Origin of the sequence: Flavobacterium limi, from assembly GCF_010645075.1 — a bacterium.
GTDB lineage: Bacteria > Bacteroidota > Bacteroidia > Flavobacteriales > Flavobacteriaceae > Flavobacterium > Flavobacterium limi.
This window is the reverse complement of record NZ_JAADZV010000001.1, coordinates 326,572-353,061: the sequence shown is the minus strand read 5'-3', so window position 1 is coordinate 353,061 and position 26,490 is coordinate 326,572. Positions and strand designations below refer to the sequence as shown.

Here is a 26,490-nt window from a genome sequence, read left to right as displayed (position 1 = left end):
GAGAGGATTCAATATTACTAAAAATGTTATTTTACATTTTTTGAGATTTAATTATTCCGTCAGCAACAGCCAGCCATGCCGTTGGGCCTCCCGCAACATAACCAGTGTTGCCAAGACCTTTAAAATTTACTTTTCCATCCTTACTTTCTGCACTTGTAAAATAAACCGTCGGAAAACCTTGTATCCCGAAAGCCTGCTGCAATTCGGCGTTTTGATTTTTAATCTCCGGAGTCTGAGCAGTTCTTCGGGGATAATCTAACTCAACTAAAATTACATTGTCCTTTGCCCACTTTTGAAATTCAGGCGTTTTGAGTACTTCATTCTGCAAACGAATACACCAGCCACACCAGTCACTCCCGGTAAAAAACATCATCAAAGGCTTTTTTTCCTTATTACTGATTGCTATTGCTTCTTTTACATCAGTATGCCAGTTTAACTCCTGAGCCTGTAAGGCAAAAGAACCTATTATAAAAAATGTTAGTATAAATATTTTTTTCATTTGGTTTTAATTTTCTTCAAATTTAAACAAAAATAATAAAGTTGGTTATCTCACGCCATGCATTAATTTCTTAATGACAGGAGTCATCAAAATTGAAAATAAAGCAACCAGAATTGATATAATAGTCAGCATCCAAAAGAAATAACTTAATCCGTGTTCATTGGCAATTTTATCAATATTCTCTCCAAACATACCAGCACCTTTCATACCGATGGCTACTGCTAAATACCAAACACCAAACATAAAGGCAATCATACGTGCAGGAACCAATTTACTAACATATGATAGTCCTACCGGAGAAATACAAAGCTCTCCCATAGTGTGGAAAAGATAAACCAGAATCAGCCAGATCATACTTACCGAAGCTGTTTTTGCTCCGGGCTCTATACCATTGGCACCAAAAGCAACACAAGCCATTCCTAATGCCAGCAATCCCATTCCGATTCCGTATTTTAAATTTGCAGAAGGGTTGTATTTGCTTTCCCACCATTTAGAAAACAATGGAGCTAAAGAAATGATAAATAATGAATTTAAAGTAGAAAACCAAGTCGCAGGAACTTCTGTTAACGGAACTGTTACCTTATCAATTTTTAATGTCTGTAATGTCTCATCAGATAATGCCAGTAATCCGGCAGTGTAATAATCTTTAACCAGCATCCAGATTGCTATTGCCCAAATGATGACAAAACTAATACTCAAAATAATATTAGCGATAGCATATAATTTGAAAGTCTGTTTAAACAATAATATTAGAACCCAGGTTATAATTACCAAAGGCAAAACAGTAATTAATGAATTTACAACTAAAAAGATAACACTCCAGTTTCCAACCAAAACGCGGTCAGTGTAATCACTGGCAAAAATGGTTAAACTGTTTGGAGACTGCTCAAAAATTGCCCAAAAGAAAATAGTCAGAAAAGCAAAGAAAGTTACTGCTATCAATTTTTCTTTAGTAATTTTAGAATATTGGGTAAATCTGTAAACCAACAGGACAATAAAAACAATTAAGGCAGAAAGTATTGCAATTGAATTTCCGTTATCACCCAGAAAAGAAAAAATATTTACTTTGCCTCCTGATATTTTTGCTGCAGGATCATTTACAAGCCATAATAAAGCCACAATTGAGGAAAAGGCTATCGCTGCCAGCTGTAATGGCGAGAAAGGATTTCTTTTATCTGTATCCAAAGCTTCAGCTCTTGCCTTGCTTTCTTTATTTGGTTTTAAACCTATATCTCCAAAAATATTTTGAGAAAGCCAAAACTGCAGCATTCCGAAGAACATAAAAATCCCTGCCAATCCAAAACCATAGCTCCATCCCACTTTTTCTCCCAGATATCCACAAAGCAAAATTCCAAAGAATGCTCCTGCATTTACCCCCATATAAAATAAAGTATAAGCTCCGTCTTTCTTTTCAGGACGATCTTTGTACATTTCTGAAACTATAGAAGTCATATTTGGCTTAAAAAAACCATTTCCAAAAACCAGCAACACTAATCCCAGATAAATTGAAAATTCAGTTTCTACGGCCATCGAAGCATGTCCTAAGGTCATTAACACCGCTCCTACTACAACGGCCCATCTAAAACCAATTACTTTATCTGCAAAATAACCTCCAAGCATGGTAGACAGATAAACCAATCCTACATATGAACCAAAAAGAGCAGAAGCATTTTCACGGGTCCATCCCCAGCCTCCATCGGTAAATGAAGTGGTTAAAAACAATATTAGCAATGAACGCATTCCGTAAAACGAAAAACGTTCCCACATCTCTGTAAAAAATAAAACGAATAAACCGGCAGGATGTCCTAAAACGGTACTCTTAAAAAATTGATCTGTATTGTTCTGACTCATCTATTAATTATTTAATTCTTTATCAACTCCGTGCATTAATTTTTTGATTATCGGTGAAAGAGCAAATAATACAATTCCAAAGCCAATTCCTGTATAAAAAAGATATTCAAAAAGCACTAAATAGGACTGTTTTGCAAGATTTAAATCCGGAGCTGTACCATTAGAGGTATCAACTGAAGCAATATTCGCCAAGATAGAAGCAATGAATTCTGAACTGGCAGTAGCTAAAAACCAAACACCCATCATGAAGCCTACAATTTTGGCCGGAGATAATTTTGTAACAGCAGAAAGTCCAACAGGAGAAAGGCATAATTCGCCACACGTATGCAAAAAGTAAGTAAGAATTAACCAAATCATAGCTACTTTTCCGAGACCGGACAAACTAATACCTAATACCAAAGAACCAAAACCTAATCCCACCAGCAGTAATGCCATAGAAAATTTCACTGCTGTATTTGGATTATATTTCCCAAGTTTTACCCATAACCAGGCAAAAACGGGAGCTAATAATATAATGAATAAAGCATTAAAACTTAGAAATTGACCCGCAGAAACTGTATGATCAAATATTGTCCTGTCTAGAATCCTGTCAGCAAATAAATTTAATGATGTATAAGCCTGCTCAAACAATGCCCAGAAAATAACTGTAAAAATAATTAAGATGGTCAGAGCCATTAGTTGTTCTCTTGCTTTTTTATCTAGTTGGGTAATACTGTAATAAACAATATATATAAATGAAGCCGCGCCGGCAATCATTAATGAGTAAGAAACTACTTCATGTCGTTGCACCATTTGCCAAAAAACCAATGCCGACAAAACACTTAAAGCATAAATCAACCATTCGTTTTTGATACCAAAAGATTTTTTTTCTAATAATTCCGGTACTTTTGATTCCCCCTTACCTTTTAATAATTTCCTTCCTGAAATAAATGTCAGCAAGCCAAAAAACATCCCTACACCAGCTGCACCAAATCCATAACTCCATCCATACTTTTCTCCAAGCCATACACAAATTAAAGTAGCCAGGAAAGAACCTAAATTTATCCCCATGTAAAATAAGGTAAACCCCGAATCCCTTCTTTTGTCTCCAACCTGATATAGCTCACCGACCAAAGATGAAATATTAGCTTTAAGGAAACCAACACCTACAATAATTAAAGAAAGTGAAAAATAAAATACCTGCAATGCCACATCATCCCGCGTAATTTCACCAGTAACCGATTGTGTAGCCGCATTTCCTTCATAAGCCATTCCCAGATGTCCCAATACCAGCATTATTCCTCCAAAAACAATTGCTTTCCGGAAACCCAGATATCTGTCGGCTATAAAACCTCCAATTACCGGAACTGCATATACTAAAGCGGCGTAGCTACCAATCAATAAGTTTCCGCTTACATCTGTAAAAAGATGATAACGTGTTAAATAGAAAATCAATAGCGCTTTCATCCCATAGAAGGAAAAGCGTTCCCACATTTCTGTAAAAAACAATATAAAAAGTGCTTTTGGATGTCCAAAAAATTCTTCCTTATTTACTGAGTCATTTGTCATAAAGCGCTGATTATTTATAAGTTTTCTTTAATAAAGTTAGTCATTTTATTATACAGCTGAATTCTGGTTTTTCCACCATAAATTCCATGATTTTTATCCGGATATATCTGAGAGTCAAATTGCTTGTTAGCCTGAATTAAAGCTTCCATCATCTGCATCGAATTTTGCACATGAACGTTGTCATCGCCTGAACCGTGAATCAATAAAAATTTGCCTTTTAATTTATTTACGTGGTTAATTGGCGAATTATTATCATATCCGCTTGCATTTTCCTGTGGTGTCTGCATGTATCTTTCGGTATAAACGCTGTCATAAAAACGCCAGTTGGTTACCGGAGCAACTGCAATTGCCATTTTGAAAACATCGTTACCCTGAAAAATACAGTTTGAAGCCATAAAACCTCCATAACTCCATCCGAAAATTCCAATTCTTGAAGCATCTACATATTGATAAGCTCCAATTATTTTCGCAGCATCTATTTGATCTTCTACTTCGAATTTTCCTAATTCTTTTTGTGTTACTTTTTTAAAATGTGCTCCTTTAAAACCTGTTCCTCTTCCGTCAACGCAAGCCACGATGTAACCTTGCTGTGTAAGGGATAAAAACCAGTAATCGTCCGTATTGTTCCAGTCATTATTTACCTGTTGAGAGCCCGGACCAGAATATTGGTACATAAAAACAGGATATTTTTTAGAAGGATCAAAATCTTTAGGTTTTAAAATCCAGGCATTTAATTCATTCCCTTTAGCTGTTTTTAAAACAAAGAATTCTTTTTTAGGCAAACTGTAAGCTTCTAATTTAGCTGCGAGCGCTTTATTGTCTTCGATAACCTGAACTTCTTTCCCACTTTTCGCTTCGTTTAAAGTATAAGTAGTCGGCTGTAAATTACTTGAGAAAGTATTGATGAAGAATTGAAAATTTGGACTGAAAGTCGCAGCATTCGTTCCGATTTTTGAAGATAATCGGGCTTTGTTTTTTCCGTCTAAACCTATTCGGTAAAGATCTCTGTTTATTGAACCATTTTCTGTAGACTGGTAGAAAATAGTTTTTGTTTTTTCGTCGAAACCGTAGTATGAAGTTACTTCCCAGTTTCCTTTTGTAACCTGATTTTTAAGTTTTCCTGTTTTATCATAAACATAAATATGATTAAATCCATCTTTTTCGCTGGTCCAGATAAAGCTATTATCTTTCAAGAATGTCAAATTATCTGTAACATCAACATAGGCCTTGTCTTTTTCATTCAAAACCACCTTTGCGGCAGCTGTACTTCCATCAACAAAAAGTAAATCGAGATTGTCCTGGTGCCGGTTTAAAACCTGAGCTGATAAAGTATTGCTATCATTTGTCCATTGTAATCTTGCAATATAAAAGTCATTATAATTTACCAAATCAACTCTTTTAGTAGCATTTCCGGCTACATCAAAAATATGCAGGGAGACTTCTGAATTTTTCTCTCCAGCCTTAGGATATTTAAACGTTTCAATTGTTGGATACAAATTTTTATGAAACATCGACATCGAAAATTCCGGAACCTGACTTTCATCAAAACGAATATAGGCTATTTTTTTACTGTCTTTACTCCAGTCAAACGCCCGGACAAAAGCAAACTCTTCTTCATAAACCCAGTCTGTAATACCATTGATAATTGCATTCTTCTTTCCGTCTGTTGTTATAGCTGTAGATTTTTTAGAAGCAACATCATAGACATATAAGTTATTTTCTCTGGCATAAGCAATTTTAGTCCCATCTGGCGAAAATGTTGGTTCCTGCACCTGAAAACCGAAAAGCTTCGTTAAAGATTTAGAGGCAATATCATATAAAAAATAATCCGCTGTAAAAGAGTGTCGAAAAATCTGGTTGGTATTACAGGCAATTAAAATCTTTTTTTCTGCAGCATCAAAAGTGTAGCTGTCAATTCCGTCTGCAAGCTGAGCATGATTTTTTGTATCAATTAAATTTGATACTTTTTTGAGAGTTGCAAAATCATATAAGTCAATCTGCATACTCCTGCTGGCCTGATCAACATTTAGAACAGTATATTGATTTGTGTTTTTTAGAGATTGCAACTCGTCCATTCCTTTAGTACGAAAAGCACCACTATAAATATTTTCGACAGTAATTTTTTGTTGTGCAAAAGCCGTTGTGACCAGCAAAAAAAGCATTACAGTAATTTTACCTGTATTCATCAGTATTATTTTAATATAAAAAAGAGCCCAATTTTAGTAAAAAAAACGAACATAATACACATTTTAACTGTTAAATGTTAAAAAAATAAAACCTGAAGCACTCTATACTAAAAAAAAGATTTCAAATAAAAAGCTTAAAATGGTATCTTTGCCGCAACAATACTACTTAATAGACTGAGAATGAACAACGCTGTTGCCGGATTTTCTAAATTATCCAAAAAAGAAAAAATTGACTGGATTGCAAACGAATATTTTTCAACTCCCGATGAAGCTTTAAACATTATAAGAAATTACTGGAATTCAGACGAAAAGCTTCAGCAGCTGCACGATGAATTTATAGAAAACACCATTACCAATTTATATATTCCACTTGGTGTTGCTCCTAATTTTTTAATTAACGGAAATTACAAAACCATCCCAATGGCAATTGAAGAAAGTTCTGTAGTAGCTGCAGCTTCAAAATCGGCAAAATATTGGGCAACACGAGGTGGTTTTAAAGCAACTGTTATTGATACCGAAAAAATAGGTCAGGTTCATTTTACTTTCAACGGAGATGCCCAAAAACTAGGAGATCTATTTAATCAAATAAAACCAAAATTCTTTTCTGACACCCAAAGCATTACTAAAAATATGCAGCAGCGGGGCGGGGGAATTTTGGACATACAATTAAAAGACAAAAGAAATTTACTTGAAAATTATTTTCAGCTGCATGCCACTTTTGAAACCAAAGACAGCATGGGAGCCAATTTTATCAACTCCTGTTTGGAACAATTTGCTGCAACTTTAAAAGAAGAGGCTCAAAATGCAGACATAGAAATTGAGGTTGTCATGAGCATTTTGTCCAATTACGTTCCAAATTGCATTGTAAGGGCTGAAGTTTCCTGTCCAATCGAAGATTTAACAGAAAAACATATTACCAATCCTCATGATTTTGCCCAGCGTTTTGTACAGGCAGTCCAAATTGCCGAAGCCGAACCTTTCAGAGCCGTGACTCACAATAAAGGTATTATGAATGGTGTAGATGCCGTAGTACTCGCAACAGGAAATGACTTCCGGGCAGTTGAGGCAGGTGTTCACGCTTATGCTTCGCGAAATGGTCAATACTCTAGTTTGTCACATGCGAAAATAGAAAACGGCATTTTTACTTTCTGGCTCGAAATTCCACTTGCTTTAGGAACCGTAGGCGGATTAACATCATTACATCCGTTAGTGAAATTATGTTTAGAAATCCTTCAAAAGCCTTCTGCTAAGGAATTAATGGAAATTGTTGCCGTAGCAGGTTTGGCTCAAAATTTTGCTGCGTTACGTTCTTTAACAACAACCGGAATTCAGGAAGGCCACATGAAAATGCACTTAAACAACATCATCAATCAATTTGAAGCCAACGATGAGGAGCGTCGTTTAATAAAAGTGCATTTTAAAAAAACCGCAGTGTCCCACAGTGCTGTAGTGGAATTTATTGAAAACTTACGAAAATAATATTGTCATCCATAGCTGAATAAGTGTATGAAGCTATTCCCGCTGTCCACTAAATCTTTTATGGCGAACCCCGCCATAAAAGGATATCGTTACCATCGGGGCTAAAAAATATCGAATGAAAAAAATCTTTTACAGTAACGGAAAACTTTTGATTACAGGAGAATATTTAGTTCTTGACGGAGCAAAAGCATTTGCATTACCAACAAAATTTGGTCAAAACCTAATTGTAGAAAATCATTCAAACCGCGAAATTCAATGGAAAAGTTATAATGTTGATGAAAAGATCTGGTTTGAAGATGTTATTTCGTTCGTTGAAATAATTAATAATGTAAAGACAGAAATTGAAACTGTAAAAACAACACTGGTTAATATTTTACACGAAGCTTATCTTTTGAATTCCGCTTTCATTGATAATGCTGACGGATATAAAGTGACTACACAACTTACATTTCCTAAAAACTGGGGTCTTGGCACATCTTCAACATTATTAAACAATATTGCTCAGTGGGCACAAATTGATGCTTTTACCTTGCTTAAAAATAGTTTTGGCGGCAGCGGTTACGATATTGCGTGTGCACAAAATGACACTCCTATTATTTATCACTTAGAAAATAATTTACCAATTACAGAACCCATAAGCTTTCATCCTGATTTTACTCAAAACATCTATTTTGTTTATCTAAATAAAAAACAAAGCAGTAAAAGAGCCATAAACGCGTATTACAATAATAAAAACAATCATTTAGCCCAAAACATAATTGACAATAACAAAATTACCGATTCAGTTATCAAGGCAAAAACATTAAAAGAATTTGCTCATGCATTAGAAAATCACGAAATACATTTAAGCGATATATTAGAATTGCAGACTATTAAAGAAAAAGTTTTTCCTGATTTTAATGGAGTGATTAAAAGCCTTGGCGCCTGGGGCGGCGACTTTGTTATGGTTATTACTAAAGAAAATCCTGAAACTTATTTTAACTCCAGAGGATATGAAACTATTGTTCCTTACGATGAAATGATTTTACAAAAATAAACCGCATTAATAATTTACTTTTTTACCTTTTTCTTTTGTAATTTTTGTTTCAAGCTGACGAACCTTTTGATTTTCCAGTTCATTTGATTCGATAAGGGTATTATGTAAGCGTTCTGCCATTTTTTCTATACTGTTCGTAATAGAATCATATACGAGTTCCATTCTTCGGTGCTTTTCTTCTTTTACAGCTTTCAAAACATCTTCAACAAAAACCTTGTCATATTTTTCAGCAACAGAATCACGGGTATTCGTTAGTCTGATAACATAATCGTTACTCAATATCGTAACTTTAAAATGTTGCTCCTCATTACTTAAATAGTATTTACCTCCTAATTCATCAACATTTATGTCAGTGCTGCTAACTTTTAAAAGTTCAGTTATGATTCCAAAAATATGATTTTCAATTTTGGAATATACTTTAGGTTTTTTTCTAAAAAACTTAAACATAAAATAAATTAAATACCTGATTATTAAAGCAATTACATATCATCCTCTCACAATTTTATTTGACACTTACTAATCAAATTTACTTTGTTAAAACAAAAATTCTGACAAATTAAATGCAATAATTTGAATATCACAAATTTTTTAAATCATATTTCTATTACCCCTATATGACATATAAAAAAACAGCTATTAACTGTTACAATAAATCTTACAAACTTATTTTAAACAAAGAAAAACCCGAAACATTTTAAAACGTTTCGGGTTTTGTATTTTTATTTATTACTACTAATTAGTAATTAAACTGCAATCTGTTATCTTCAATTTTAGCATTGTTTTTCAAAGCAGGTAAAATTCTGCTTGCATCAGATGCACTTTGAGCTTTTACTTTTGACACATACTCAGCATGATTTTGTAATGCCGGTGCTTTAGTTGTTTTAATATTTTTCACTACATATACACCAGTATTTCCTTCAATTGGAGCAGACACTTTATTAGCAGCTAATGCGAATGCATTACCTACAACTTTAGGTTCTTGTCCAACACCTCCTGGTAATACAGGATTATCTAAGGTAATATTTGTTGCTTGTTGTACTTTTACTCCTGCACTCTTAGCAATAGCTTCAATATTTGAACCTGTCATTTTAGCTTTTAATATCTCTGCTTTTTTCTTGTTTTTCAGGATTGGCTCTACATAAGGTCTTGCCAATGTAACTGATACTAAACCAGATTTGTTTTCGCTTTTGTATTGCGCAATAACGTGACCAATATTTGCGATTTCAAAACGTTTTACATCTCCTTCTTTGGTTTCTTTATCAAATGCCCATCTTACAATAGCACGCTGGTTTCCTAATGAACCAAATGATTCGTCCATGGCTTTAGCCGTTACCGGAGCTTCAACTTTTAATCCTAGCTGTTTAGCAGTAGCATTAAAATCTTTATCAGCAGCATCCATTTCAAATTTAGTTGCTAATGTAAATACTTTATCAGAAGTAGCTTCAGAAGGCTGAATTTTTTGAGCAATCGTAGCTAAACGAATTCCGTCTTGTTTATCTGTAATTTTGATAACGTGAAATCCAAAAGGTGTTTCAACTAAACCAACTTTCCCAATTCCGTTACTGAATACAAAATCATTGAATGGCTTCACCATTTGGTTTGGACCAAAATATCCTAAATCACCACCTTGCTGTGCAGATGAATCATCAGAACTTGTAAAAGCCAGCATCATGAAACTATCAGGATTAGCCTGAACTTGTTTTAAAATATCTTCAGCTTTAGCTTTAGCTTCTTCTTTTGTTCTTTTTTCTTTTTGGTTTGGAGTCTGAGATCCTTCGTAACCAATTAAAATGTGACTTGCTTTTGCATTAACACCCGGTTTAAATCCTAAAGATTTAGAAATAGCATAGTATTTTCCAAAAACATATGGGCCATAAATTTGTCCCGGAGCTAAACTGAATAATTTATCTGCATCAACTGCAGGTAACGAATTTTTAGCGATATAAGTTGAATCGTAAGGCACATCTGAGTTTGCGTTTACAAATTCAGCAATATTTGTTGCGTTTCTGAACCCAGGTAATGTATCATTTTTACCAGTTTTAGCATTGTACTCCACTCTTCCGTTTAATAAAGCAGTGATTTTAGCTTTAATTTCAGCTTCATCTTCTTTTGAAGGTTTGTCTTCTACTAATACATACTGAATTTCACGAGTTGCATCTGCTTTAAATTTTTTCTCGTTTTTCTTCATGTAATCAACAATCTCTGAGTCAGAAATTTTCACTTCACTGTCTTTAATAGAAGAATATAATGCGGCAGCATAGGCAAAATCCACTTTGTTAGCTTCCATTTCATATTTCAGTTTTCCTTCACTTGCAGTTGTGTAAAGACCTGCTTTTACAAGTGTGTTGTAGATTTGGAATTTCGCATTTAAAGTAGCATCTTTTTCTTTTTCAGTAATGAACTGAGCAGCTTCAGGATTAGCTTTAAAGTAGTCTTTAAATTTAGTAATATCAAACATACCCGCAGCATTTAAAAACATTGGATTTTTACCAATATTAGGATCTGCTTTTAAGACTTCCAAAAGGTGTTTTTCTCCAACTCTCAATCCTAATTTGTCAAATTGAGCTGACAATAACGCAATTGAAACCTCCTGATCCCATACTCTGTTTGCAGCTTCAGTAGAAGTAATCCCTTGTCCACTTTTTTCAACATTACTAACTTTAACCCTAAAGTCTTCAAATGAAATATCCTTCCCATCGATGCTTCCTACATCTTTTGAACTTTGACTAAAAGTACCGCTATTAAAAAGATCCTGTATTATAAATGCAAATAATGCAAGTGCAATAACTCCTATCAATAATGCGGAACGCTGTCTAATTTTTGCTAAAACTGCCATTTTTATTATCGTTAATTTTATATTCAGTTTGCGAAAATACAATTATCTGGTTAATAACAATACAACTAGTGTTTTATTTTCGACTTTTTTTTAAAATTATTTAAAAAATTATTCTTTTACAGTCAATTTTACTATTTCGATTTTCTTGTTTGAACATTCTTCTATCACAAACCGATAATTCCCAATGCTTATTTTTTCGTTTTTTTGTGGAATATCTTTAGTATAATCAACTATAAATCCTCCCAAAGTTCCATAGGAATCACTTTCAGGTATTTCTAATTTGTAGGTTTCATTTAAGTACTCGACCTCTAATCTTGCTGAAAAAAGATACATTCCCTGCCCTAACTCCTCTTCGATTAATTCTTCATCCAGATCGTGTTCATCTTCAATTTCGCCAAAAAGCTCTTCCACAATATCTTCAATTGTAATTATGCCTGAAGTGCCTCCATATTCATCCAAAACAACGGCGACATTTTTTCTTTTTTTGATAAGAAGGCTTAAAGCATCTTTTATCAAAATTGTTTCAGGAACAAACTCAACCGCTATTAAAACTGACTTTATTGTTTTTGGTTTTTTAAACAAATCAAAAGAATGTACATAACCTACAATATCATCAAGAGAATTCTGGCTCACGATAATTTTCGAATAACCTGTTTCTATAAACAACGCTTTAAGATCTGAAACACTATCGAATAAATCTATATCTACAATTTCTGTGCGGGGAGTCATAATATCCCGTGCTTTTAAACCCGAGAATTCTAATGCATTCTGAAAAATCTGAATCTCAGAATCTAGTTCTTCATTATCTTCAACAGCATTCATCTGTTCCGTTATATAATTTCCCAGTTCAATCTTGCTAAAATATAATTGTACCTGATCGCCTTCTGTCTTAAAAAATTTTCTTAAGATAAAATCTGAAATCCAGATAAAAAAAGTAGAAATGTAATAGAAAAACCGGTAAAAAATATAAGCCGGAACAGCAAAAACCCGAATTAAAGAATTGGCATAAATCTGAAAAAAAACTTTTGGAAAAAACTCCGCAGTTATCAAAATAATAAAAGTGGCGATTAAAGTGAGTAAAAACAAATTGGTATAATCAGAAAACTGATAACCAAAATTTGCAATGCATTTCAAAATCAAATCTGCCGTAAAGAAACCATAAACAACAACTGCTACATTGTTACCAATAAGCATTGCTGCAATAAATTTTGATGGTTTTTCGGTAAGTTTTGTTAATATTCGGGAGATAAAATTATCCTGTTTTTTTTCTATTTCAAGATAAATTTTATTAGAGGAAACAAATGCTATTTCCATTCCTGAAAAAAAGGCTGACAGTATTAAACATAGTATTATAATACCAATTTCCATTTTTTACTTTTGTCTGTTGCGGTCTTCAAATTTTTTAGCAAATCTTCTCCTGAAAAAAAACATAAAAATCCCCATTCCTGCAATCAGGAAACTCAGCCACGGAGTATCATTACCGGCATTTATTTTTGTTATTGCATCATATATAAATAAGACTGCAATTACAAGATAAGCGTATTGTGTATATTTTAAGTAACCCATAATTTATATTTTAATCTTCGTCGGCTTCTATTTGGCCGCTTACTCTTTGTGAATTTATCACTTTGAAATCCTTACTAAAATCTATTCCCTGACCATACGAAACTCCTTTTGCATCTGTAAGCTTAAATTTTCTTTCAGTGTAAAACCATTCATTTTTCTGATCAAAGTACAATTGCTCTGTTTCAAGTACCTGTCCCGCTTCAGAAGTGATTTTTACTTTTCCAAGCAAATCAATTATACCGGTTTGTTTATAAGAAACTGCATAATTTGCTACTATAAAAGTGCGTTTTTGCTTTTTATCATACAATGTAACATCGATTCCTTTAGGAAATTCAGTAAAAGGAAACTCAACACTTGCATAATCCAGCATTTTACGGCTCTTCAAAACACCTGTAATTCGTCCTGAATCAGTATATTTTATATTAATTGTATCCGCATCCGTAGCTGGAAAAAACTCTGAATAATTAATTTTCTGAACTTCTTTAAAATTACTTTCGCATCCAAAAAACAGTGTCACAGCAAGAACTGTGACAAAGGTTAGGATATTATATTTTTTTGGTAAATTCATTCGCCAAATGTAGTAAATTGTATTGAGCTTATAAAAACATATGTTTACACATTAGTTGAATTTACTCTTAACAAACCATTTGTCATTGAAAGAGAAACTAAGACTAAAATTTATATAATTCTCCTGAACTAAATTTGCAGATACTGTTCCTTTTTTACCGTATTCAATGCCAAAATTGACATTAGATAAAGTTCCTGTAATAGGAAAACCTGCTCCTAATGAGAACCCAATATCTTTTATGGATTCATTATTAACAACAAGACCAATTTTTTCATATTTTAAACCTGCTCTATAGGTAATCCTGCTGAAATAATTTGTGAAAGATGTGTAATTTGGAAGGTAATATCCCCCAATTGCATATTTTGCATAATTTTCATAACGCACATTTTCGCTTGTGTTATAATAATTTTCAAACTTACCATTACCCTGAAAAGCAACTGTAGTACCTACCAGCCATTTTCTTGCTTCACCAACTCCGGCTCCAATTGTAAATCTATTTGGTAAATTTAAAGTAGATGTACCCGATTCATTTATTGTACTTGCTTCACCATCTACCTGAATGGTTCTTTCACTGTCTGAATTTAGATTACTCCCAAATGTATAGGCCAAACTGGTAAACAATTGTATTTTTTTATAGATTTTAGTCTGGTACATCGTACCAATATTAAAATTAGCCCCGGATAAAGTTGAAGTATTAATTTCTCTTGTAGCACTGGCAACACCGGTAATAGCTTCTATGCTGGTAGTTTCAATTTTTCCGAAATTATATTGCATATCAGCTCCTACACTCCAGTTTGGCTTTATTTTATATGCTAATGCTAAAAAAACCTTATTCAAACCTCCTTCTCCTTCATATTGAGTGCTTGTCTCACCCATAACATCGGAATTATCATTCCTGATTTTATATCCAACCGATGAAACCGGAATTAATCCAAATCCTGCTCCAAATTTCCCCATTGGTATCCCTAAAAGCAAATAATCGAAAGTTGATCTGGTGGTACTTGCTTTTTCAGTATCTGATTTTATTTTTGAAGTTCCGTAAGTACCTCCTACAGTAAAAGTAGTCTGCATCAGACTGGCATAACTTGCCGGATTATCAACATTCAAATGTATACTGTCCTGCTCTACCGAAACACCTGCCATTGACCTGTTTTCTAAGGTTCCTTTAAACCTTACGTCACCAATTCCATAAAAAGAATAGGGAGAGGCAGTACCTTGCTGAGCTAATGAAACGAACGAAATAAGCAAACAAGCGCTTAGTATAATTTTTTTAATCATTGTTGATTTTATATTGAAATGTTTGGTTCAAACTCTCAAGCAAGAAATTTGAATTGGCAAATATGGTATTTTTTAATCGTTTAGCCAAAAAATCTGCATCACCTCCCGTTAAAATTATTATAAAATTTGGAAAATTTGCACGATATTCATCGATAAAACCGTCAATCTCATAGACGAAACCATTCACAACGCCAGAGTGTATCGACTGTGCTGTAGCATTGCCTATATAGGATTCAGGAGCTTCCAAAGACAACAAAGGCAGCCTGGCCGTATAATTATGTAATGCTTCGTAACGCAGTCGTAAGCCCGGTGAGATCGCTCCTCCTAAATACTGATCAGATTCGTCGATAAAATCATAGGTAATACAAGTTCCGGCATCAATCACTAATCTGTTTTGTTTGGGGAACTGCAAAGTTGCTCCGGCAGCCAAAACCATTCTGTCTATCCCTAAAGTTTTTGGAGTAGCATATTTATTTATGAAAGGAAAAGCATCTTCGTGGGTCAAAAAATGAATAGCAAGCTGTTTTTCGAAAGCCAGAAAAGACTGTTTTTCGATATTCCCTACTGATGCAACGACCAAATCAGAGCAATTTTGAAATTTTTTTAAAATTTTTTTAATTTCTTTTTCAAGCTCTTCTTTCTCAAAAACAAAATTTTCAAGAATAGTACTTCCCTCAAAGACAGCAGCTTTAATTCGGGTATTGCCAACATCAATTGTTAAAACCATATTTGTTTATTTACCATTGCGAAGGTACGAATTGATTTTTTTTAAAAAAATGTTTTGGATAAACGAAAAATGATTCTATATTTGCACCCGCAAACACGTTCACAGAAACAAACACAAACAGAAACAAAAGTGAATCAATAAACAAGGTACCTTAGCTCAGATGGTAGAGCAATGGACTGAAAATCCATGTGTCCCTGGTTCGATCCCTGGAGGTACCACAAAACCCGAATAGCAATATTCGGGTTTTTTATTTTTAATAATTTTCGTTTCAGCTTCCGCAGAAAACTTTCTACAGAAGATGTAAATTCATTAGTAAAACAGCTAAAAGCAGCTTCCATATTAAGTTCGCTTTGTTTATTCCTGTTAAATTCTACCTTCTCCTCTTTCTATTTCAATAGAAATCAACCGGTTAAAATTTTAACGCTTTTTATTTGTTTAAAAAACACAAAAAACCTTGTAGAATCAAAGTTCTATTGTATTTTTGCAGCACAATAACGCAGTAGGTTTGGTAGTTCAGTTGGTTAGAATACATGCCTGTCACGCATGGGGTCGCGGGTTCGAGTCCCGTCCAGACCGCAATATTGGAAAAGCCTTTCTTAACGGAAAGGCTTCTTTTTTATTTTTAGCTCATCAGAAATAAAGACGCAAAATGATCTTAAATTTTTTCACGCAGATTCAACAGATTTAATTTTAAGGTCTTAGAAAATAAATAATCTGCCTGCATCTGCTTTAATTTTTCAAATCTGCGAGAAAAAAACTTTGCGTATCTCTGTGAAAACCTCCGTGCATCTCTGTGGAAAAACCTATCTTGCAGCCTTTAAAAAAAAAAAAAACAAAACACTATGAGCCAAAAATGCGTAATCTTTGATATGGACGGTGTAATCTGCCACACCAATCCGCATCATGTAGTAGCTTTCGAAGCCTTTTTCAATAAATATCAAATTCCGTATACGCAGGAAGAATTCGAAGAACATATGTACGGAAAACATAACGGTTACATTATGACGCATTTCTTTAAGCGTCCTGTTGCCGGAGAAGAATTAGCCAAACTTGAATTCGAAAAAGAAGCTATGTTTCGCGAGATCTACAAAGACAAAGTAGAAACAATTCCGCATTATCTGAAGTTTTTAGAAGAACTAAAATCTCGTGGATTCAAAACAGCCGTTGCAACCTCCGCCCCACGTGCGAACCTTGATTTAATCATAACCGCTTTAAAGATAAAAGACAAAATGGATTCGATGATGTCCAGCGAAGACGTAAAACACCATAAACCAGATCCCGAAGTGTATCTAAAATCGGCAGAGCGCGTGGGTGTTTCACCGACTGATTGTGTGGTTTTTGAAGATTCTTTTTCAGGAGCGTCAGCGGCAATTAATGCCGGGATGAAAGTCGTTGGTGTTTTGAGTACACATACTAAAGAACAATTGCCTCCGTGTGACTTTTATATTAATGATTATAGTGAAGTTAATGTGGGTAAGATTTTGGAGTTGTTGAATGCTTAATTTTTTTGTGAAAAGTAAAATGTAAGCTGTAAATTGAACTAAATAAGTAGCATAAGTTCATTTAAAAATGAGACATGATTTTGAATTGCCTTCAGTTTAACTGAAGTTTTTTTTTGTTTAAAGAAAAGAATGTATTCTAATGTATGTTCCAAAAAAAAAAAAAAAAAACTACGCAAAGTCTAATGCAATTGCAATTAGTAATCCTGAAATTAAAAGAAAGACAAATGAACTTAATAGTAGCCATCGGATTTTTGGAAAGAACATTATTCTTAAATCCCTAACAATTGAAATCGAATTGGCTAAAGAGAAAAAGAACATTAGAAAGCAAACTGTTAAACAAATAATACTTCCATATTCATATATCCATCGAAATTCTGAAGAAAATCTAAATCTTTCAATATAACGTTTTGCCAGGCAGCTTAAAATAAACAAAGCAGGAATTGCAATTGCAAATTTTTGAGTTTGATGAAGTGATTTGTATTTGTTCAATGTTAAATATTGAGATAATAACAATTCTTATTTTAAAGGAAAATCAAGTAATTCTTTAGGTTCAACTTCTAAAGCATTAGCAATTTTCACAAGGGTTTTTATAGTAGTATTAATTGTAGCTACTTCAATTCGGGATATTTGAGATTTAGTTATACCACAATCGTCTGCTAAACCTTGTTGAGACAAGCCTTTCTTTTCACGTAATTGTCTAATGTGAATTCCAAGATTTATAATAAAATTTTCTTCTGAAATATTCATATTTCAAAAGTGACAAGATTTATTTTCTTCATGTACGCATATATGCCTACAAATTATTATATTTGATAGAAATAAAAAATAAGACGATGACTACAGGAAAGCGTTCAAGTGAAGAAATTGAAACCAGACTGAAGAATTTTTTTAATGATATCGACCCAAAAGAAATGGCAAAAATAATCAGACAGGTAAATTACGCTCTCTCGTTATGCTCTATGCGGGAATGTGAAACATTAGAATCTGAACTGCCTAATATTGATGATAATTTTTATTGGCTCAATAGATTGGGGGAGGTTTTGGATCCTTATTTGGAAGTTAAATAAAGAATATATAGCAATCACAAAGTTTGTTCATTTTAACAGACAAAGTAAATCTCCAAGAGTAACTCTATTAGCAAAATAATCCCCAGCTTTGCGGAGTTTCTTGCGGGGATTTCTCCTTCGTCGAAATGACAAGATAGTTGGTAATATTTGCCAAGATAATAAATTACTCAAGAGCAATTCTTAATTCCATATTATTTTCTCTGACAAACTTTAGAAAAATAATTAAGTCTAAAACACATTCAAAATTCCAATCTTTTTTTAATCCTCCATTCATTTTAGCAAGAGTCATAGAAAAAATATCAATTGACCAATCTATTTCTTCATTAGTAATTATATCAGCTACATCATCCCATTTCCAACCGAGACAACTGTTATAATTTTTAATATATGTTGGTAAGTCCAGAATACCTAAGTGTGTTGACAATTCAAATATTAAAAAATAAAAATAACCTTCCCACATACTAAAATAATAAATATCATTTTGTCCTTGCGTTGATTGTATATAAGTAGTAGATCCATTCGGATTTTCTTGAATATTTCTTTTGAAAAAAATATTTTTAGAATTAGCATAAAATCTGATTTCTCCTTCACCTAAAAAATCTGAATAATAATCTAAATTTAAGTCTTCAATTTTCATTTTCAGTTATAATAATGCAAATGCACATAAAACAAAAAAGCTCCTGAGTTATCTCAGAAGCTTTTTCAGTGCGGATAATAGGACTCGAACCTACACGCCTTGCGGCACCAGATCCTAAGTCTGGCATGTCTACCAATTTCACCATATCCGCTCAATTAATTCACTAAACTCTTATTTTTAGAGGAGTTCATTGAACTGGTGTTTGTGGGTGCAAAGATAAGCATACTTTCCAATAATCAAAGGATTTTTTCAAAAAAATTATTAATTCTCTTTTTTGTATATTTGGTTTTCTATAAAAATAATTTAAATGGAAAACATTAAGTCGTACGTTCAACAACATAAAGATCGCTTTATCAATGAGTTGATCGAATTATTAAAAATTCCGTCGGTAAGTGCCGACACCGCATACTCTCAAGATGTTATTGACACAGCCGAGGCTGTAAAAGCAAGTTTATCACAAGCAGGCTGCGATTTAGTCGAAACCTGCGACACTCCGGGTTACCCAATTATCTACGGAGAGAAAATAATCGACCCCAATCTTCCTACCGTTTTAGTGTACGGACATTATGATGTTCAGCCACCGGACCCAATGGAATTGTGGACGTCTCCCCCGTTCGAACCCGTTATCAAAACAACCGATATTCATCCTGATGGCGCTATTTTCGCCCGTGGTGCCTGCGATGACAAAGGTCAGATGTACATGCATGTAAAAGCGCTGGAATATATGATACAAAGCAACACTTTGCCTTGTAACGTAAAATTCATGATCGAAGGCGAGGAAGAAGTAGGCTCTGCAAGTTTGGCCTGGTTCGTAGAACGCAATCAGGAAAAACTGAAAAACGATGTCATCCTGATTTCAGACACTGGAATGATTTCCAACCAACAGCCTTCGATTACAACAGGTTTAAGAGGTTTAAGTTATGTTGAAGTTGAAGTTACAGGTCCAAATCGTGATTTGCATTCAGGTCTTTATGGAGGAGCAGTAGCGAACCCAATTAATATTCTGGCAAAAATGATTGCTTCACTTCACGACGAAGACAATCATATTACGATTCCGGGATTCTACGACAAAGTACAGGAATTATCTGCAGAGGAAAGAGCCGAAATGGCAAAAGCACCTTTCAGCTTAGAAAAATATAAAAACGCTTTGAACATCGCTGATGTTTACGGCGAAAAAGGCTATGTAACCAACGAACGCAACTCGATCCGTCCAACATTAGACGTAAACGGAATCTGGGGCGGTTACACCGGAGAAGGTGCCAAAACCGTTATTGCGAGCAAGGCTTATGCGAAAATCTCAATGCGTTTAGTTCCCAACCAGGACTGGCATGAAATTACAGAACTGTTCACCAAACATTTCACAAACATTGCTCCGGCAGGAGTTACAGTAAAAGTAACACCTCATCACGGAGGACAGGGTTATGTAACGCCAATTGACAGTATTGGATACAAAGCGGCAAACATGGCGTACACAGAAACTTTTGGCGTTCCTGCCATTCCGGTTCGTTCAGGAGGAAGTATCCCAATTGTATCTTTGTTCGAAAAAGAACTGAAAAGCAAAACCATTCTGATGGGCTTCGGATTAGACAGCGATGCTATTCACTCTCCAAATGAACACTTCGGAATCTTGAATTACTTAAAAGGAATCGAAACTATTCCGTTATTTTATAAATATTTTGTAGAGCTTTCGAAGTAACTTTAGAATTTGGATACAGATTTTAGATTTAGATTTTCAAAAGTCTTATTAAATAGAAATCCGTTCAGCAATGAGCGGATTTTTTTTGATATAGACAGAAGAAAAGAATCGTTTTTTTGAATTTCTAAAATTAGAAAGTCAGTTATTAAAATAAAAATTAGCTGTATTATTTTATTGATTAAAATTGCAAAATATTATTCATCTTAAATTAATACCGATCGGCGTGGCATCACAACAAAAACTTTCATCAATACTTTTTTTGCTCATTATCTTTATTTCTGCAGGAGTTAAAGCACAAACACAAGTTTCAAATACAAATAAGGATTATCATCATATGTCTGAATTGGATGAAGCACCAGCTTTTCCGGGTGGTATTCAGGAATTTTATAACTTTATAGGAGCTAATTATCAAACACCAAAAGTTCAGGGATTAGCAGGTAAAGTCTATGTTACATTCATCATTGAAAAAGACGGATCGGTAGTAGATATAAGAGTTTTAAGGGATATTGGTTACGGTACCGGAAGAGAAGCAATCCGGGTGCTTCAAAATTGTCCAAAATGGACTCCGGGAAAATACAAAGGAGAAACTGTTCGGGTTTTATACTCTTTACCTATTAATATTCAGGCTACTCAAAAGTTTGAAGAAAAAACATATCCAGCAGCAGAAGTATTTGAAAAACCAACTTACCCAGGCGGTATGCAGTTGTTTTATCGTTTTGTAAACAAGTTTTTTAAATTGCCCCAGACACCACCTGACGTTTTATTGAAAGGACAAATTTATGTCACTTTTGTAGTTGAGAAAGACGGTTCTCTGACTCATGCCAAAGTTTTGAGAGATCTTGGTTATGGAACAGGAGAGGAAGCTTTGAGAATGCTACGCCTTTCGCAGAAGTGGATTCCGGGCAAACTTAAAGACGGAACAGCTGTAAAGACAGCCTACAGTTTGCCTATTACAATTCAATCAGCTAATTAATTATTGAAAAAAATATCCGTTTCTTTTACAGGAAACGGATACTAAAAAATTCAAAAAACTAAAAATAAATCCATCTAAAATAAGTCCGGATTATATCCAAAATAGGGCATGTTTTGTTCGTAAAAAACAACACCATAACTTTCTAATTCTTCCAAAATAGGCAAATACACTTCTCTATTAATTGGAAGCTGTACACCGGGAGTTGTAATTTTTCCGTTCAAAATCAATAACGTTGCTATGGCAACCGGTAATCCAACCGTTTTTGCCATTGCAGTATACGTCTGATCGTCGCCAATGCAGACCATTTTTGAGTCGATTTGTCTTTTTTCGCCGTTCAGTTCGTAACCAAATTTATGGTACATCACAATCATATCTTTATCATCCGGCTCTAGAGTCCAGCTGTCAGTAAGTATTTTTTCTAAAATCTGTGCCGGAGTTGCATTAGGCAGGTTCACTTTTTTATTGGGGTTAAATAAATCCAGTTCCAAAAGTTTGTCCCACATTATATCGTCCTGATCGATTTTTAAAATCAGTCGCATTTTTATTTCAACCGAATCTGTTGGGTGATAAGGCAAAAAGGAATTGGTAAACTGGCGGTAACTCATGTTTTCAGAATCCTCCATGATGTAACTGTCGTCTGTCATGCCTAATTGTACAAACATATTCCACGCTTTCGAAAAACCTACCCTCCTAATTGTTCCTCTGTATAAAGTCAGAATATCATCTAAACCATATATAGATCGGTATTTAAGCGAATCACGGTTGGAATAGGCTTCAAATTTACCGTAGCCCTCTACTTCAAGAAACTCCGTTCTGCGAAATAAAGTTCCGTATGGAATATATTTATAAGTACCTTCCTGGATAAACTTTGCTGCACCACCCTGACCCGCCAATACTACATTTCGCGGTGCCCAGGTAAATTTGTAATTCCACAAATTATTATCTGATTCCGGAGCTACCAGACCGCCACAAAAAGATTCAAAAAGCAGCATTTTGCCTCCTTTTGCTCTGATTTCATCGATAACTTTCATGGCACTCATATGATCTATCCCCGGATCAAGACCGATTTCATTCATAAAAATCAAATTGCTTTTTCTGGCTTCTTCATCAAGTTGCAGCATGGCATCGCTTACATAAGAAGCCGTAACAAGATGTTTTTTGAATTGTAAACAGTCTTTTGCTATTTCAATATGTAAATGCGCAGGCAGCATCGAAATGACGATTGAAGTTTTTTCTATGGCAGCTTTCCTTTCTTCAGTATCAAAAATATTCAGGGCAATTGGAGTGGCATTCGGGTGATTGTTGATTTTTTTTTCGGCCAAAGCCAAAGATAAATCGGCCACAACAATATGCAGCCTTTCACTTTCAGATTTTGAAAGCAAATACCGTATCAGGGATGATGCGGATCTTCCGGCTCCAATGATTAAAACGTGCCTCATGATTTACATATATAACACAAACATAGCAAATTGTTACAAAAATAACAATTAGTACATAATAAAGTTTTTAAAATAAATGAAACAAAGTAAATCAGATTTTTTTGAAAAGTGTATTTGAAATGTTTTTTGTTTGTCTCAATTAAGCCTATTTTTGTGATATTAAACACGAGAAAAAATGGAAAGAAAAATAATTATTACAGCTGCTGTTTTTGGAATGTTAGCCATTATTTTAGGAGCTTTTGGTGCCCATGCCTTAAAAGCAATACTGACTCCCGAACAATTGATCAGTTTTGAAACCGGCGTACGTTACCAAATGTATCACGCTTTCTTTTTGTTTTTTGTAGCTTCCCGAAAAGAGCTGTCATTAAAAACGTTAAAAGTAATTTATAATTTAGTATTAGGAGGTGTGCTGCTATTCTCAGGATCTATCTTTTTACTGACAACAAAAAATTTAACTACAATTGACTTTAAAATTATAGGATTCGTAACACCAATTGGCGGATTCTTATTAATCTTCGCCTGGTTTGTACTTTTAGCTACTTTTTTTAGGAAAAAATCATAAAATTGATTTAAAAAAATTCTATCTAAAATTTAATACCTAATTTTGTTGTATATATAACACATGACTTTATTGATGTGAATTTTTTATATTATTTATGCATTTGAATAAATAATATAACACAAAAGAATGAGGTTGTATTTATATTAAAATTGATATTTTAAGGTAAATAATATAACACAACAAAAATTTATGGAGACGAATACACTTTCGACGAAATCGATTTCGCTTATGGATTTAGGAATAACAAATACCAACGTACAGTATCAATTATCAGCAGATGAACTGCATGCAATTACTGTGCAGTCAGGTCAGGGTGTTGAGGCTTGTACTGGTGCTTTGGCAATTAATACAGGTGAATTTACAGGGCGCTCTCCACAGGATCGTTATATTGTAAAGGATGCAATTACGGAAGATAAAGTATGGTGGGGAAATATAAACATTCCGTTTTCATCAGATGCTTTCGAAAAACTATATAATAAGGTAACACAGTTTTTATCTGACAAAGAAGAAGTTTTTGTTCGGGATTCATACGTTTGTTCTGATGCTAATTACAGATTAAATGTTCGTGTTGTTACTGAAACTGCCTGGTCAAATTTGTTTTGCTACAATATGTTTCTTCGTCCTGAAGAATCTGAACTGCCCAACTTTACTCCGGACTGGACAGTAATCTGTGTACCAGGTTTTATGGCAGATCCTGCAGTAGATGGCACACGACAGTCTAATTTTGCTATTCTGGATTTTACTAAAAAAGTAGCCTTAATTGGAGGAACAGGTTATACAGGAGAAATGAAAAAAGGAATTTTCTCTGCTTTAAATTTCATTTTACCGGTTTTTGAAAATACATTGCCAATGCACTGCAGCGCCAATGTGGGTGAAGCTGGCGATACTGCTATTTTCTTCGGATTATCCGGAACAGGGAAAACGACTTTATCAGCAGATCCTGAACGTAAATTAATCGGAGACGATGAACACGGATGGACAAGCGAAAACACCGTTTTTAACTTTGAAGGCGGCTGTTATGCTAAAGTAATCAACTTATCTGAAGAAAATGAACCGGATATTTTCAGAGCCATCAAAAAAGGAGCGCTTTTAGAAAACGTGGTTTTCAAAGCCGGAACAAACGAAGTAGATTACGAAGATGTTTCGATTACTCAAAACACACGTGTAAGTTACCCTATAACACACATTGATAATATTCAGCCGGGGTCTATTGGACACAACCCAAAAAATATATTTTTCTTAACAGCAGATTCTTTCGGAATCCTGCCTCCAATCTCGAAACTGACTCCGGGTCAGGCAGCTTATCATTTTATTTCGGGCTATACTGCAAAAGTTGCCGGAACCGAAGCGGGAGTAACAGAACCTCAGCCAAATTTCTCAGCTTGTTTTGGAGCACCATTCATGCCTTTGCATCCAACAAAGTATGCTGAAATGTTAAGCAAGAAAATGAAAGATGCCGATGTAAAAGTTTGGTTAATCAATACCGGTTGGACGGGAGGAGCCTACGGAACCGGAAGCCGTATGAAATTAAAGTACACCCGTGCCATGATTACCGCAGCATTAAATGGAGAATTGGACAATGTAGAATACAAAGACCACGCAGTATTTGGAATTGCAAAACCGCAATCCTGCCCTAATGTTCCCAGCGAAATTTTAAATCCGAGAAATACGTGGGAAGATCCTGCGTTATATGATAAAAAGGCGTTAGAATTAGCTCAGAAGTTCAAAGCTAATTTTGCCAAATTTGAAGAGTTTGCCAATGCCGAAATTTTAGCCGGCGCACCGATTACAGAATAAAAGGAATTATTGATTCAAATTAAAAAAGCTGTTCATTTCTGAACAGCTTTTTTGTTTAGTCTCCAATCGCAGTTAAAAAAAATAAACACTGAACACTGAAAAACTGCGACTGAAAACAACACTGAAAAGTTTATTTTTTTGCTTCGTCAATGCGCTTCTGAATCAAATCCCAGGCGTAGTAATGAAAAGTCATTCCGTTGCTCATGGCTACAAAAAGACCGTTATTATAAGCTCCTCCTAAATTAACACTGGTTACATCAGCACCATCGCATTCGATTGTTGACGTAGGAACTTCTGCAAGCAATTTATAGCTATTTGGATTTCCGTTAAAACCTTCTCTAGGATACACCATAAAAGAGTTTGCCTGTTGGTTGGATACTAAAATATATCCTGTAGAATCTGTTTGTTTGTAAATAGCAATTCCTTCATGATCAGCTTTGAAATCTTTCTGTCCAAAGAAAGCCAGTTCTTTATTATCGTTTAAAGCCGGATCTGCCTTGTATTTTCTGATTCCAACCTGTTCGTCACAATAATAAACAGCTCCTAATTCATTATCAACTGCAATTGCTTCGATTTCTTTTTTTCCACTGTACGTCCCAAATTTTCGAACCACTTTTGCATCAGCAAATTTTCCGTTTCCAAAAAGTTCGTACTGCCATAAATAATTCCCGGAAGGACCGGATTTTCTACCCACAATGGCAAATATTTTCCCATCTGTCGGACGTGTGTATAAAGCTATCCCCATTGGGTCACGCAAATCTTCCCCTTCAAAAACTGAAATTCCCCCATTGTCGATTGGCTCTAAATCAGGCAGAGTGAAAACTCTGATTTTATTGCTTTCGCGTTCTGTAGTAACAGCAATATCAATTTTTTTTCCGTCAATCACCAATCCGTAAGCGATATCAACATTATTTGGGCGTTTTAAAGGAATTGACTTTTTAAGGATTTTTCCTTTCAGATCAAAAGCATACAAACCACCGTCCGTATCTTTATCAGTACCCACAATGATACTTTTTGAAGCATCTGTTGGGTGAATCCAGATAGAAGGATCATCAGTATCGTGTGGTAATGCTTCGGTAACAGCTGTTGGTTTTACGGCATTTGGAGATACCGGAGCTAATTTATCGCCTTTACAGGCTGTGAATGAAAGAGCTAAAAGTAAAAAAGCAATGATAGATTTATTCTTCATTTTATAATGTATTTGTATACAATTAGACAGAGTCGTTAAACCCTGTCTAATTTA

At 34.4% G+C, this 26,490-nt stretch carries 23 protein-coding genes and 3 tRNA genes; 10 read left to right on the top strand and 16 right to left on the bottom strand.

The window, feature by feature from the left end:
• Positions 1-31: 31 nt before the first annotated feature.
• Genes GXM16_RS01505 through GXM16_RS01490 form a run of 4 tightly spaced genes read right to left on the bottom strand, consistent with a single transcriptional unit; the run spans position 32 to position 6,084 of the window.
• Entirely contained in the window at positions 32-499 is a 468-nt protein-coding gene (locus GXM16_RS01505; RefSeq protein WP_163392026.1) for a thioredoxin family protein, read from the bottom strand.
• A gap of 45 nt (positions 500-544) precedes the next feature.
• A complete protein-coding gene (locus GXM16_RS01500) occupies positions 545-2,350 on the bottom strand; it encodes a peptide MFS transporter (RefSeq protein WP_163392023.1) in 1,806 nt (601 codons plus the stop codon).
• A gap of 3 nt (positions 2,351-2,353) precedes the next feature.
• Positions 2,354-3,898, bottom strand: a complete 1,545-nt coding sequence (locus tag GXM16_RS01495) for a peptide MFS transporter (RefSeq protein ID WP_163392021.1) — start codon at positions 3,896-3,898, stop codon at positions 2,354-2,356.
• A gap of 14 nt (positions 3,899-3,912) precedes the next feature.
• The gene (locus tag GXM16_RS01490; RefSeq protein ID WP_163392019.1) at positions 3,913-6,084 is read right to left on the bottom strand and encodes a S9 family peptidase; all 2,172 of its coding nucleotides are present in this window, start codon (positions 6,082-6,084) and stop codon (positions 3,913-3,915) included.
• 180 nt (positions 6,085-6,264) lie between these two features.
• On the opposite strand from GXM16_RS01490, the gene GXM16_RS01485 reads away from it, so the two are divergent.
• Together GXM16_RS01485 and GXM16_RS01480 are read left to right on the top strand one after the other, a co-directional pair.
• Positions 6,265-7,563: a hydroxymethylglutaryl-CoA reductase, degradative gene (locus GXM16_RS01485; RefSeq protein ID WP_163392018.1), complete on the top strand. Its 1,299-nt coding sequence runs from the start codon at positions 6,265-6,267 to the stop codon at positions 7,561-7,563.
• A gap of 115 nt (positions 7,564-7,678) precedes the next feature.
• Complete coding sequence (locus GXM16_RS01480; RefSeq protein ID WP_163392016.1) at positions 7,679-8,599, top strand: GYDIA family GHMP kinase; 921 nt, start codon at positions 7,679-7,681, stop codon at positions 8,597-8,599.
• A 6-nt stretch (positions 8,600-8,605) separates the two neighbouring features.
• Here the strand turns inward: GXM16_RS01480 and GXM16_RS01475 are convergent, their stop codons facing one another.
• The 7 genes from GXM16_RS01475 to GXM16_RS01445 all read right to left on the bottom strand — a co-directional run bounded on the left by GXM16_RS01475 (position 8,606) and on the right by GXM16_RS01445 (position 15,574).
• Entirely contained in the window at positions 8,606-9,046 is a 441-nt protein-coding gene (locus tag GXM16_RS01475) for a hypothetical protein (protein WP_163392014.1), read from the bottom strand.
• A 289-nt stretch (positions 9,047-9,335) separates the two neighbouring features.
• Positions 9,336-11,435: a peptidylprolyl isomerase gene (locus tag GXM16_RS01470; protein WP_163392012.1), complete on the bottom strand. Its 2,100-nt coding sequence runs from the start codon at positions 11,433-11,435 to the stop codon at positions 9,336-9,338.
• A gap of 108 nt (positions 11,436-11,543) precedes the next feature.
• A complete protein-coding gene (locus tag GXM16_RS01465) occupies positions 11,544-12,803 on the bottom strand; it encodes a hemolysin family protein (protein ID WP_163392010.1) in 1,260 nt (419 codons plus the stop codon).
• Between the two features lie 3 nt (positions 12,804-12,806).
• The gene (locus tag GXM16_RS01460; RefSeq protein ID WP_163392008.1) at positions 12,807-13,001 is read right to left on the bottom strand and encodes a hypothetical protein; all 195 of its coding nucleotides are present in this window, start codon (positions 12,999-13,001) and stop codon (positions 12,807-12,809) included.
• Between the two features lie 10 nt (positions 13,002-13,011).
• Positions 13,012-13,569, bottom strand: a complete 558-nt coding sequence (lptC, locus tag GXM16_RS01455) for an LPS export ABC transporter periplasmic protein LptC (protein ID WP_163392007.1) — start codon at positions 13,567-13,569, stop codon at positions 13,012-13,014.
• A 51-nt stretch (positions 13,570-13,620) separates the two neighbouring features.
• Positions 13,621-14,847 carry a BamG family beta-barrel-assembly machinery protein gene (gene bamG / locus GXM16_RS01450; protein ID WP_163392005.1) on the bottom strand — a complete coding sequence of 409 codons (1,227 nt, stop codon included), beginning with the start codon at positions 14,845-14,847 and terminating at the stop codon, positions 13,621-13,623.
• On the bottom strand, positions 14,840-15,574 hold the full coding sequence (locus tag GXM16_RS01445; RefSeq protein ID WP_163392003.1) for a type III pantothenate kinase: 735 nt from the start codon (positions 15,572-15,574) through the stop codon (positions 14,840-14,842). The genes bamG and GXM16_RS01445 overlap by 8 nt, the downstream gene beginning before the upstream one ends.
• A gap of 145 nt (positions 15,575-15,719) precedes the next feature.
• Here GXM16_RS01445 and GXM16_RS01440 point away from each other — a divergent pair.
• From GXM16_RS01440 to GXM16_RS01430, 3 genes are all read left to right on the top strand, one after another.
• Positions 15,720-15,792, top strand: a tRNA-Phe gene (locus GXM16_RS01440).
• A 284-nt stretch (positions 15,793-16,076) separates the two neighbouring features.
• Positions 16,077-16,150: transfer RNA gene (locus tag GXM16_RS01435), tRNA-Asp, on the top strand.
• Between the two features lie 266 nt (positions 16,151-16,416).
• Positions 16,417-17,076 (top strand): HAD family hydrolase, encoded by a 660-nt coding sequence (locus GXM16_RS01430; RefSeq protein ID WP_163392001.1) that lies wholly within the window; start codon positions 16,417-16,419, stop codon positions 17,074-17,076.
• Positions 17,077-17,592: 516 nt separating this feature from the next.
• Here GXM16_RS01430 and GXM16_RS01425 read toward each other — a convergent pair.
• Positions 17,593-17,823 carry a helix-turn-helix domain-containing protein gene (locus GXM16_RS01425; protein WP_163391999.1) on the bottom strand — a complete coding sequence of 77 codons (231 nt, stop codon included), beginning with the start codon at positions 17,821-17,823 and terminating at the stop codon, positions 17,593-17,595.
• A gap of 86 nt (positions 17,824-17,909) precedes the next feature.
• Here GXM16_RS01425 and GXM16_RS01420 point away from each other — a divergent pair, with 86 nt between their 5' ends.
• Entirely contained in the window at positions 17,910-18,143 is a 234-nt protein-coding gene (locus GXM16_RS01420; protein ID WP_163391997.1) for a hypothetical protein, read from the top strand.
• 163 nt (positions 18,144-18,306) lie between these two features.
• Here GXM16_RS01420 and GXM16_RS01415 read toward each other — a convergent pair whose 3' ends face one another.
• Both GXM16_RS01415 and GXM16_RS01410 read right to left on the bottom strand, forming a co-directional pair.
• Complete coding sequence (locus GXM16_RS01415) at positions 18,307-18,780, bottom strand: hypothetical protein (protein WP_163391994.1); 474 nt, start codon at positions 18,778-18,780, stop codon at positions 18,307-18,309.
• 69 nt (positions 18,781-18,849) lie between these two features.
• Positions 18,850-18,931: transfer RNA gene (locus GXM16_RS01410), tRNA-Leu, on the bottom strand.
• Positions 18,932-19,087: 156 nt separating this feature from the next.
• On the opposite strand from GXM16_RS01410, the gene GXM16_RS01405 reads away from it, so the two are divergent.
• Both GXM16_RS01405 and GXM16_RS22775 read left to right on the top strand, forming a co-directional pair.
• Positions 19,088-20,476, top strand: a complete 1,389-nt coding sequence (locus GXM16_RS01405) for a dipeptidase (RefSeq protein WP_163391993.1) — start codon at positions 19,088-19,090, stop codon at positions 20,474-20,476.
• A gap of 223 nt (positions 20,477-20,699) precedes the next feature.
• A complete protein-coding gene (locus GXM16_RS22775; RefSeq protein ID WP_229684157.1) occupies positions 20,700-21,449 on the top strand; it encodes an energy transducer TonB in 750 nt (249 codons plus the stop codon).
• A gap of 74 nt (positions 21,450-21,523) precedes the next feature.
• Here the strand turns inward: GXM16_RS22775 and GXM16_RS01390 are convergent, their stop codons facing one another.
• Positions 21,524-22,888, bottom strand: coding sequence for a saccharopine dehydrogenase C-terminal domain-containing protein (locus GXM16_RS01390; protein ID WP_163391991.1), 1,365 nt, complete (start codon positions 22,886-22,888; stop codon positions 21,524-21,526).
• Between the two features lie 175 nt (positions 22,889-23,063).
• Between GXM16_RS01390 and GXM16_RS01385 the strand changes: the two genes are divergently transcribed.
• Together GXM16_RS01385 and pckA are read left to right on the top strand one after the other, a co-directional pair.
• Positions 23,064-23,450 (top strand): DUF423 domain-containing protein, encoded by a 387-nt coding sequence (locus tag GXM16_RS01385; protein ID WP_163391989.1) that lies wholly within the window; start codon positions 23,064-23,066, stop codon positions 23,448-23,450.
• Between the two features lie 189 nt (positions 23,451-23,639).
• Positions 23,640-25,247, top strand: coding sequence for a phosphoenolpyruvate carboxykinase (ATP) (gene pckA / locus GXM16_RS01380; protein ID WP_163391987.1), 1,608 nt, complete (start codon positions 23,640-23,642; stop codon positions 25,245-25,247).
• 130 nt (positions 25,248-25,377) lie between these two features.
• On the opposite strand, the gene GXM16_RS01375 is transcribed toward pckA, so the two are convergent.
• The gene (locus tag GXM16_RS01375) at positions 25,378-26,436 is read right to left on the bottom strand and encodes a phytase (RefSeq protein WP_163391985.1); all 1,059 of its coding nucleotides are present in this window, start codon (positions 26,434-26,436) and stop codon (positions 25,378-25,380) included.
• Positions 26,437-26,490: the final 54 nt, after the last annotated feature.